Below are 10,983 nucleotides of genomic sequence, written 5' to 3' on the forward strand. Positions count from 1 at the left end.
TTAATGTGTAGCTTGAATCGTTGATTGTCCAAAAACGCATTCGCCCTCGATATATGTAGCGAATGGCTTTACATGCGGCGTGCCTTATCGAGCTGCTCCTTCATGTCCGCGTTTGTCGTAATAAAATCCTCTAGGCGATACGCCGTGTAATTATCTCGATATAGTTTATGTCCCAGGAAATTATCTAAGTATTTTATTTGCTTACTTTCATAAAAATGCTTTAAAAATTCAATCGCACCAACGGATTTGCCCTGTTCCATTATTGGATAGGTTGAACTTAATGATAAGTAACTAAAACCATTCAAGGTTGTTAATTGTTGTTCGTAATATAAAATTGGTTGTCCCGTTTGCAATACTTTAAAAACGGAGCTTGTTTCAGGTGATAAATTTTGATAATTATCAGTTACAGTACTGTGAAAAAATTCATCTGGTGTTAAGCCGATTTCCATTAATATATTTAAATCTGGTAAATCATAAAATATTGCACAGCCTTTATCGTCAGTAATTAAGACATTGTCAAATTCATTTAAAGCCTGAGCAAATTGCTGTAAATTCATGAATTTCTCCCCCTTGTCCCCATGAATATTACCCATTATAACGAATCTTCAAAAATTATGAGAGCTATCAATTTTGGAATTGAAAAAAGGCTATTTTAGATTCCCGTGTAAAGGTTCGTCTAAAATAGCCTGGATCAGTTGTTTATTTTGGGGCAATTACTTCTTTGCCACCCATATATGGTCTTAAAACCTCAGGAATTACTACGCTTCCATCAGCTTGTTGATAGTTTTCTAATAGAGCGGCAACTGTACGACCAATCGCAAGTCCTGAACCGTTTAATGTGTGGACATATTCTGGTTTTGCATTTGGGTCACGACGGAAGCGAATGTTTGCGCGTCGTGCTTGGAAGTCCTCAAAGTTCGAACAAGAAGAAATTTCACGGTACATATTTTGTGCTGGAATCCAAACTTCTAAATCATATTTTTTCGCAGCAGTAAAGCCTAAATCGGCTGTACACATTTTTAATTTACGATATGGTAAGCCTAGTAATTGTAGTACCTTTTCAGCATGACCCGTTAATAGCTCTAACTGCTCATATGACTCCTCAGGTTTTACAAAACGAACTAATTCCACTTTGTTAAATTGGTGCTGACGGATTAAACCACGTGTATCACGACCTGCAGAGCCCGCTTCTGAACGGAAACATGCACTGTATGCAGCAAAACCTTGTGGTAAAGCTTCAGCAGTTAAAATTTCATCACGGTAGAAGTTTGTTACTGGTACTTCCGCTGTTGGAATCATGAAATAATCTGTTTCCTCTAATTTAAATACATCTTCCTCAAACTTAGGTAACTGTCCAGTACCTGTTAAGCTATCGCGATTTACAATCACAGGTGGCAGCATTTCCTCATAGCCATGCTCTTCTGCATGTAAATCCATCATAAATGTCATCAACGCACGTTCTAAGCGGGCCCCAAGACCACGGTAGAATAAGAATCGGCTACCAGTTACTTTGGCACCACGTTCGAAGTCCACAATTTTTAGATCTGTAGCTAAATCCCAGTGTGCTTTAATATCAAAATCAAATGCCGGAATGTCACCCCATGTATATTCCTCAACATTGTCATCTTCTGTCGTACCCACTGGTACAGATTCATGAGGAACGTTAGGCAGGCGCATCATCATATCTTTAAAGCGATCTTCCACATCATTTAATTGAATATCAAGTTCTTTAATTTCATCGCCCACTTGACGCATACGAGCAATCACTTCATCTGCGTTTTCTTTGTTGCGCTTCATAACAGAAATTTGCTCAGATACTTTATTTCGTTCTGCCTTCAGTTCTTCCGTTTTAGCAATTAGCTCACGACGCTTTGCATCTAAATTTTCAAAGTCATCTAAATTCCCTAAATCTTCATTACGTGTTAATAGCATCTCTTTAATTTCGGCGAAATTATCGCGCACGCGTTTAATATCTAACATCGATCATACCTCCAGTAGTTTCTTAATGATGGGGAATTGTTGCATCTTGTTTCTTTAGCTTGATTCAGTGGTCAATTGAACATCAAAATAGATAGCCCTGTAGAGGGGCTGCATTTGGCTGAATCAAGATAAACACAAAAAAGCCCCCATCCCATAAAGGGACGAGAGCTACCCGCGTTGCCACCCTAATTGACTAGACACAATGTCTAATCCACTTATTTTATAACGGCATTCCAGCCGGCAGCAGCCTACTTCATTGACTTCGACTGTGCAACTCCAGGACGGATTCACAAGTGCCTTTATCAGCTTCCACCAACCGCTGACTCTCTAAAAAAAACGTGCTTGCTACTACTTCCTATCATCGTGTTCAGTTAATTAAATTTTAACCATACTGTACTATATGAAAACAAATTTTGCAAGTCATACCATAGATGCTACAAAATATTCAAGAATACGTGTGTCTGATGTTAATTCGGGATGAAATGAACAACCTAGTAAATGTCCATCCCGTGCTAAAATAATTTTACCTTCATGCTCTGCGAGAACTTCAACATCTTTTCCGACTGTCTCCATATGAGGTGCCCGAATAAAAACTGCTGGAATTGCCTTACCTATTTTAGGGATATCGAGCTTTACTTCAAAGCTGTCAACCTGGCGTCCATATGAATTTCTCGCAACTGTCACATCCATAACTGCTAAATGCGGTTCATCATTAACTAAAGTATTGGCCATTAATATTAATCCTGCACATGTCCCAAACATGGGCAAGCCTCGTTGCGCTAGTTCTCGTATAGGCTCTAGTAGTTCAAAACGATCCAACAGCTTTCTCATAGTCGTGCTTTCACCACCAGGTAATACAAGCCCATCTAGTTTTATTAAGTCCGGCTTCTGTTTTACTTCAACAGCTTCACAGCCAAGGTTTTCTAGCATGTGAATATGCTCTCGTACCGCCCCTTGTAAGGCTAAAACGCCAATTCGTTTCATCCTACCAGCCTCGCTCTTGCATGCGCTCATGTTGCCCAAGCTGTGCAATATCAATACCCTTCATCGGTACGCCTAGTTCCTTTGATATTTCAGCAATAAGCTTATAATCCTTGTAATGCGTCGTTGCTTCCACAATCGCATGTGCAAATTTTTCAGGATTATCAGATTTGAAGATACCTGAACCGACAAAAACACCATCAGCCCCAAGTTCCATCATTAATGCCGCATCAGCGGGTGTAGCTACACCACCTGCAGCAAAGTTAACAACTGGTAAACGACCAAGACGTTTGATCTCTCTTAATAATTCAAAAGGTGCTCCTAGTAATTTTGCCTCTGTCATTAATTCATCTTCTGTCATGCCTACTACTTTACGAACTTGGGCATTTACTTTACGAATATGTCGAACTGCCTCCACAATATTCCCTGTTCCTGGTTCACCTTTTGTTCGTAGCATTGCTGCTCCTTCACCAATACGACGGGCTGCTTCACCTAGATCACGACAGCCACACACAAATGGTACGGTATAATCACTTTTTAATAAGTGATACTCTTCATCTGCTGGTGTGAGCACTTCACTTTCATCAATATAATCAACGCCCATTGCTTCTAAAACACGAGCTTCTACAATATGACCAATACGAGCTTTTGCCATCACAGGGATGGAAACTGCTCCCAGTACTTCCTCTACAATACGAGGATCTGCCATACGAGCAACACCTCCTGCTTTGCGGATATCTGAAGGTACTCTTTCTAATGCCATTACTGCTACTGCTCCTGCCGCCTCTGCAATTTTTGCTTGCTCAGCATTAATCACGTCCATAATGACGCCGCCCTTTTGCATCTCAGCCATACCGCGCTTCACCAAATCTGTACCTGTCTGTTTCATTGTCTAACCTCCACCTTTATGATGAAATTTAGTATAATAGAAATTGACCATATAAAAATATCCAGTTTTCAAAAAAATCATAGGGTCAGGGGGTTTTTAGCATATGGATATGCTTTTATTTCAGCTTGAACGGAATGGCGATAAACCGCTATATGATCAGCTTTACAACGGCATTAAAGAAGCTATCATTTCCAAAAAAATTGCAGTAGGCGAAAAATTACCATCAAAAAGAAAATTAGCCGATTTTTTGAATATTTCTCAAACAACGATTGAAATTGCCTATGCACAGCTTCTTGCAGAAGGCTATATTATGTCCAAATCTCGTGTAGGTTATTTTGTAGAAGAAATAGATGAACTACCCTATATCCAGCAGGACACGGTCATCCCATTCAATGAACAGCCTAAAAAAAAATCATACAAAATAGATTTTAATCCTGGTTCTATTGATATCGATGCTTTCCCATTTCAGATCTGGAGAAAATATGCCAAGGAGCTGTTTGATGAAGGCTCAAAGAAATTATTATTAACAGGTGAGCCTCAGGGGGAGCTTTCTTTGCGAACTGAAATTGCAAATTATTTATATCAATCACGTGGAGTTGTCTGTAACCCCGAGCAAATTGTCGTTGGCTCTGGTACGGAACAGCTTCTGCCTATGATTTTACGTCTTTTTAGTGATGATACATGCTTTGCATTGGAAAACCCAGGGTATCCGGCTGTGCATCGTATGTTCTCTCAGCATAAACGAAAAGTTTATCCTATTGCCGTCGACGAGGAAGGAATCATCATTCAACAGCTAGAGCAAACACAAGCTAATGTTGTTTATATTACACCATCACATCAATTTCCTACTGGTGCAGTATTATCCGCTACTAGACGTGCACAGGCTTTAAATTGGGCGACACAAAGCTCATCTCGTTATATCATTGAAGATGATTATGATTCGGAATTTCGTTATACTGGAAAACCAATTCCTGCTCTACATGCTCTCGATAGAAACGATAAGGTCATTTATATGAGCACTTTTACAAAATCGTTAATGCCTTCTTTGCGCGTAGCCTATTTTGTACTTCCACCTCAATTACTTGCTACATATAAAGATGTCTTTAATTACTATTCATCAACCGTTCCTCGGTTTGATCAACATATTGTTGCAAATTTTATGCATGATGGTCATTTTGCAAAACATCTTAATCGGATGCGTAAAGTTTATCGTAAAAAACATGAACAGCTTACTTCTATTTTAGAAAAATATTCATCATCCATTAAAATTACAGGTGAGCAAGCAGGAATGCATATATTATTAGACGTTAAGCACAAGTTGCCAGAAAAACAATTACAACAACTTGCCTTCCAAGCAGGGATAGGTATTTATCCGTTATCTGATTATCGACTAGATTACGTTGAATCCTCGCAAGCACAATTTTTACTTGGCTTTGGGGGTATACCTGTTCAAGTAATTGAACAATCGATCGAACAATTAATGGATTGTTGGGGAATACAAAAAAATCACCCATCTACTACAACCAAATAGTAGATGGGTGACCCCATTAGGATTCAATGAGTTGAATATGATAATGCTCAAACCAAGTATGAATTTGCCCTAGATATGCTAAAAGTTGAGGTCCCGCCATTAATTGTCCATACCATGGAATTTTAAAAGAGCTGCCTCCAGATTCTATTAGTTCCATAATTTTTTTGTGCTCAAATAATTCATGTAAGATAGAGTTCTTATCTTTAAGAATTTCTCTTAACCATGTTTGCACACCTGCTGTATAAACTGGATGATATGTTTTAGGATATGGATTTTTTTTACGATACAATACTTCATCAGGCAATAAATGTGCCATGGACTTTCGAAGTAACCCTTTTTCTATGCCTTCTAAATCCTTCATTTCCCAAGGAATATTCCATGCATATTCTACAAGGCGATGATCCGCAAAAGGTACCCGTACCTCTAAGCTAGCTCCCATACTCATACGATCTTTCCGCTCTAGCAACGTCTGCATAAACCATTGCATATTTAAATAAAACATTTCACGATGTTTTACTTCTGCCGGGCTTTCGCCATCTAGCAACGGGACTTCTGCAATCGTTTGTGTATATAGTTGCTGTGCGTAGGATTCAATTTTTAATTTTTTATCCCACTTCTCTTGGAGTAATGCATTTCTTTCAGCCAATGATCGAATCCAAGGAAAACCAGTAGTTTTTTCTTTAAACCATGGGTATCCACCAAAAATTTCATCTGCACATTCGCCAGATAGTGCTACAGTAAAGTCTCTTTTAATTTCTCGACAAAACCATAGTAACGAAGAATCTACATCTGCCATACCTGGTGAATCTCTAACTATAACCGATTCTACTAGTAAATCAATCAGCTGTTGCTGGGTTATTTCCTCTGCGTGATGTGTCGTCTTAAAAGTATCGGTCATTTTTTGAATCCAATACGTATCTGTTGAAGTTTGAAATGCATGAGGATTGAAAAAACGTTCATTATCCTCATAATCGATTGAATACGTATGCAATTTATTGTTTTGTTGTTGGAATCTATCTGCAGCAATACCTGTAATAATACTAGAATCAAGACCTCCTGATAGAAATGTACAAATCGGTACATCCGAAACAAGCTGTCGTTCAATAGCATCCGTTAACAGCAAACGAACATGCTCAATCGTCTCTTGCAATGATTCTTCATGCTTGTGGCTTTGTAGCTGCCAATATTGCCACTTTCTTAAACCTTCTCTAGAGAAGCGCATTGCATATCCTGGTCGTAACTCCTCAATGTTTTGAAAAAGAGTCTTACCTGGAGCTCTAGAGGGGCCAACAGCCATCATACTTGCTAATCCCTCCGTATTAATAGTAGCTTCAACCATTGGATGTGCAAGTAAAGCCTTTACTTCCGATGCAAAAAGAATTCCCCCCTGTTGCTCTGTAAAATAAAGGGGCTTCACACCTAATCGATCCCTGCATAAAAAAAGAGATTGCACCTGTTCATCCCAGATACCAAAGGCAAAAATACCATTTAGAAAGTCTACACATTGCTCTTTCCATTCAATATAAGCAGTCAATAGCACTTCGGTATCTGAATGTGTTGTGAAAGTATGGCCTCTTTTCTGCAGCTCTTTACGTAGCTCTTCCGTATTATAAAGTTCGCCATTATATGTAATGACATAGTTTACCCCATCTTGTATTTTTTTCATAGGCTGCTTGCCACCTATTAAATCGATAACCGCTAACCGTCGATGGCCAAATGCAATATGCTCACTACACCAAATATTTTCATCATCTGGCCCTCTCTTGTTTAATGTTCGTGTCATTGCTTGCAAAACTTTTTCACTTGCCTTTAAATCCTGTTGAAAGCTAGCCCATCCAGTAATGCCACACATTTAGCCACATCCTTTCGCCTATTAGCCTATGCTATTCGGGTCAAAAATGTGAAAAAGCACATGAATGTTTGTTATCATTCATGTGCTTTTTAATTAATGATTAGAATAGACCTCCAACGAAGTCAGAAATCCCACTCCATAAATTGCCGAAGAAGTTCCCAACACCTTGGAAGAACAATGAGATACCACTAGCACGCTCTACAGCCCCTGTAGTAACAATATCGGATGAAATATCCTTACCATCGATAAAGCCGTAATCTGTGCCCTCTGTGCGCTCAATAACGACCTTCCCTACAACAGTATCTTTCTTAACTCCTGCTTCAAGACTCTTTTTATCTAAAACCAATTTAGGTTTATAGAGATCTTTATCAGAAGACTTGATCATAAATGAAATAGGTTCTTTTACAGCAATCTCTACTTTGTCTTCTTTACCTTTTGTCACTTTTACTGTTTTTTGATCTTTAAACGTATAGTTTGCTGGTAAAATTTCTTGTTTTGAGAATTGTGAAAAACCATAGTTAAATAATTTTGCTGTTGCATCAAAACGAGCTTTATATGACCCTTGTCCACTTGCATCAACAGCCTTCATGACCACTGCAATTAATCGAGTACCATTGCGTTCTGCAGTACCAGTGAAGCAATGGCCTGCAAAGTTTGTAGTACCTGTTTTTAATCCATCTACACCTTGATATTCAAAAACTAACCCTGGTAACATAAAGTTCCAGTTAGACATTTCAATGGCATCCTCTGTACCTTCACGGAATGTCTTTTTAGTAATTTGAGAAGTTTCTAATACCTTTGGGTGATCCTTTAATAGATGGTAGGCTAGTTTTGCCACATATTTTGCAGGCATCACGTTCTCATCTTCTGGTCCTGTCCCAGCTGGTTGCATCCCAAAAAGATCAGCGTTATTTAGACCTGTGGAATTGACAAACTTATAACCCTCAAGGCCAAGTTCTTCTGCTTTTTTGTTCATTAATTTCAAAAATTCAGTCTCTGTTCCAGCAATTGTTTCAGCTATAGCAACAGTTGCAGCATTCGCTGAATAAATAGCCATTGCCTCGTACAATTCTCGAATCGTGTAAGAACCATCACGACGTAAAGGTACATTACTTAATGCACGATTTTGAGACATACGATACGTATAATCGGTTACGTGGTATTCTTGATCCCATTTAACTGTCCCTGCATCAATAGCGTCCAATAACAGGTATTCAGTCATCATTTTTGTCATACTTGCAATACCTAGTGAAGTATCTGCATTTTGTTCATATAAAATTTTTCCTGAATCTGCGTCAATTAAAATTGCAGCATCCACTGTTAGTCCTAAATCCGTCTCTGCATTTGCCTTTGCAGGAATACCTGCAAAAATACCAATTAATAAAACGGGAATTAGGAGTAAGCGTAATACGGTGTTCATTTTCTTTTTCACCTTGAAAGCCCTCCAAAAAATAATCTTGTCCTCGACATTTTATCATAGATATCTACATACGTGTTGACTCTCTGCCATAAAAAAATGCTCTCGCGCCATCTTTGTAGACGATGCGAAAGCATAAAAGTTGCAAGTAATATATTACATGGAATAGTTTGGTGACTCTTTTGTAATCTGCACATCATGTGGATGTGATTCACGAAGACCTGCACCAGTCATTTTAACAAATTGTGCATTTTCTCGTAAATACTCAAGATGTGGTGCTCCACAATAACCCATACCAGCTCGGATACCACCAATCAGTTGATAGATTGTATCAGCTAATGGTCCTTTATAAGGAAGGCGACCTTCAATACCCTCAGGCACTAACTTTTTCGCATCCTCTTGGAAGTAACGATCTTTTGAGCCTTTTTCCATTGCTCCGATAGATCCCATACCACGGTATACTTTAAAGCGACGACCTTGGAAGATTTCTGTCTCTCCTGGAGATTCAGAAGTACCTGCAAGAAGTGAACCTAGCATTACAACATTTCCACCAGCTGCTAAAGCTTTCACAATATCGCCAGAGTATTTAATACCACCATCAGCAATAATTGTTTTACCAAGTTCACGAGCTACTGTAGCACAATCATATACTGCTGTAATTTGCGGTACACCTACACCAGCCACAACACGTGTAGTACAAATTGAACCTGGGCCAATTCCTACTTTAACAACATCTGCTCCAGCCTCGAATAATGCACGTGAACCTTCTGCAGTAGCTACGTTACCAGCAATGATTTCTAGTTCTGGGTAAGTTTCACGGATTGAACGTATTGTCTGTAATACACCTTCTGAATGTCCGTGTGCTGTATCGATTACTACAATATCAACTTGTGCTTCTACAAGCTTCTCGATACGTACCATTGTATCCTTGGATACACCTACTGCTGCACCTACAAGTAAGCGACCATGTGTATCTTTAGCAGCATTAGGGAATTCAATAACTTTCTCGATATCTTTGATTGTGATAAGACCAGTTAAACGACCTTCTTCATCAACAATCGGAAGTTTTTCGATTTTATATTGTTGAAGAATTTTTTCTGCATCCTCTAGAGTCGTTCCAACAGGAGCTGTAATTAAATCTTCTTTCGTCATAACATCTTCAATTTTTAAAGAGTAATCTGAGATAAAACGTAAATCACGGTTTGTAATGATTCCTACTAGTTTTTGGTTTTCCATACTGTCAACAATAGGTACACCAGAGATTCGGTATTTACCCATTAAATGCTCAGCATCGAAAACTTGATGAGTTGGAGTTAAGAAGAATGGGTTTGTAATAACACCATTTTCAGAACGTTTTACTTTTTCTACTTGTTCAGCCTGTTCGTCGATACCCATGTTTTTATGGATAATACCGATTCCGCCTTGTCGTGCCATAGCAATAGCCATTTTAGACTCTGTAACTGTATCCATACCTGCGCTGATCATTGGAATGTTTAATTTAATCTTTGGTGTTAATTGAACAGATAAATCAACATCTTTCGGTAATACTTCGGAATGAGCTGGTACTAATAATACATCATCAAAAGTTAAACCTTCTTTGGCAAATTTAGTCTCCCACATTTTCGTAACGTCCTCCTATAGTTAAAAGAATATTAATTGTAAGATTAACAACGTGGACTGCTACTGTCAAGAAACTTATAAAAGAAAGACAATTCAGACTTTTAATCATAGCAAATTTTAATTGAAAATCCAAATAAATAGCTATATAAAAAACTACTAGCGACCATCATATAGTTATATAAGATCTTACAATTAAATCTTTTGATAATGATTGATTTTTGTATAAAATCCTGTAATTTATGAAGAATTTCCTTAAAATAAAAAAAACAGCCAGCACACAGCTGACTGCCTTTATTGCCTAGCGACGTCCTACTCTCACAGGGGGAAGCCCCCAACTACCATCGGCGCTAAAGAGCTTAACTTCCGTGTTCGGTATGGGAACGGGTGTGACCTCTTTGCCATCATCACTAGACTATTTTCGGCTTTCAATATACATCGCATTTCTTCGTCAGCTGCTGTCGTTCAGTCAGTCACGTACTTGAGTACGCTCCTTCCCTCTCTCCATTGCTTCCTCGAACTACTCGTATCTTGAAACCCTTCATAAAAGAAATTATTCTTTCAAAACTGGATAAACGGTTCATTGAATGTTTCAAACTTTTTTGGTTAAGTCCTCGATCGATTAGTATTCGTCAGCTCCATGTGTCACCACACTTCCACCTCGAACCTATCTACCTCATCGTCTTTGAGGGATCTTACTTACTTGCGTAATGGGA

At 38.6% G+C, this 10,983-nt stretch carries 8 protein-coding genes, 2 rRNA genes and 1 other annotated feature; of the genes, 1 reads left to right on the forward strand and 9 read right to left on the reverse strand.

Annotation, left to right across the window (positions count from 1 at the left end; genetic code table 11):
* Window positions 1-68: 68 nt before the first annotated feature.
* From C9J29_RS23530 to pdxS, 4 genes are all read right to left on the reverse strand, one after another.
* Window positions 69-557: a transcriptional regulator gene (locus tag C9J29_RS23530; protein ID WP_237068917.1), complete on the reverse strand. Its 489-nt coding sequence runs from the start codon at window positions 555-557 to the stop codon at window positions 69-71.
* Window positions 558-699: 142 nt separating this feature from the next.
* A complete protein-coding gene (gene serS / locus C9J29_RS23535) occupies window positions 700-1,980 on the reverse strand; it encodes a serine--tRNA ligase (RefSeq protein WP_089987420.1) in 1,281 nt (426 codons plus the stop codon).
* Between the two features lie 154 nt (window positions 1,981-2,134).
* Window positions 2,135-2,351, reverse strand: a binding site (T-box leader).
* Window positions 2,352-2,400: 49 nt separating this feature from the next.
* On the reverse strand, window positions 2,401-2,964 hold the full coding sequence (gene pdxT, locus C9J29_RS23540) for a pyridoxal 5'-phosphate synthase glutaminase subunit PdxT (protein ID WP_090003334.1): 564 nt from the start codon (window positions 2,962-2,964) through the stop codon (window positions 2,401-2,403).
* A 1-nt stretch (window position 2,965) separates the two neighbouring features.
* Window positions 2,966-3,850, reverse strand: a complete 885-nt coding sequence (gene pdxS, locus C9J29_RS23545; RefSeq protein WP_089987418.1) for a pyridoxal 5'-phosphate synthase lyase subunit PdxS — start codon at window positions 3,848-3,850, stop codon at window positions 2,966-2,968.
* A 103-nt stretch (window positions 3,851-3,953) separates the two neighbouring features.
* On the opposite strand from pdxS, the gene pdxR reads away from it, so the two are divergent.
* A complete protein-coding gene (gene pdxR, locus C9J29_RS23550) occupies window positions 3,954-5,381 on the forward strand; it encodes a MocR-like pyridoxine biosynthesis transcription factor PdxR (protein ID WP_107922878.1) in 1,428 nt (475 codons plus the stop codon).
* 16 nt (window positions 5,382-5,397) lie between these two features.
* On the opposite strand, the gene asnB is transcribed toward pdxR, so the two are convergent.
* The 5 genes from asnB to C9J29_RS23575 all read right to left on the reverse strand — a co-directional run.
* Window positions 5,398-7,233 (reverse strand): asparagine synthase (glutamine-hydrolyzing), encoded by a 1,836-nt coding sequence (asnB, locus tag C9J29_RS23555; RefSeq protein WP_107922879.1) that lies wholly within the window; start codon window positions 7,231-7,233, stop codon window positions 5,398-5,400.
* Between the two features lie 100 nt (window positions 7,234-7,333).
* Window positions 7,334-8,665, reverse strand: coding sequence for a D-alanyl-D-alanine carboxypeptidase family protein (locus tag C9J29_RS23560; RefSeq protein ID WP_083244759.1), 1,332 nt, complete (start codon window positions 8,663-8,665; stop codon window positions 7,334-7,336).
* Window positions 8,666-8,806: 141 nt separating this feature from the next.
* Window positions 8,807-10,270 carry an IMP dehydrogenase gene (guaB, locus tag C9J29_RS23565; protein ID WP_008179648.1) on the reverse strand — a complete coding sequence of 488 codons (1,464 nt, stop codon included), beginning with the start codon at window positions 10,268-10,270 and terminating at the stop codon, window positions 8,807-8,809.
* Between the two features lie 296 nt (window positions 10,271-10,566).
* Window positions 10,567-10,682, reverse strand: a 5S ribosomal RNA gene (rrf, locus tag C9J29_RS23570).
* Between the two features lie 187 nt (window positions 10,683-10,869).
* Window positions 10,870-10,983, reverse strand: a 23S ribosomal RNA gene (locus C9J29_RS23575); the annotation flags it as partial.

The organism is Lysinibacillus fusiformis (assembly GCF_003049525.1).
Taxonomy (GTDB): Bacteria; Bacillota; Bacilli; order Bacillales_A; family Planococcaceae; genus Lysinibacillus; species Lysinibacillus fusiformis.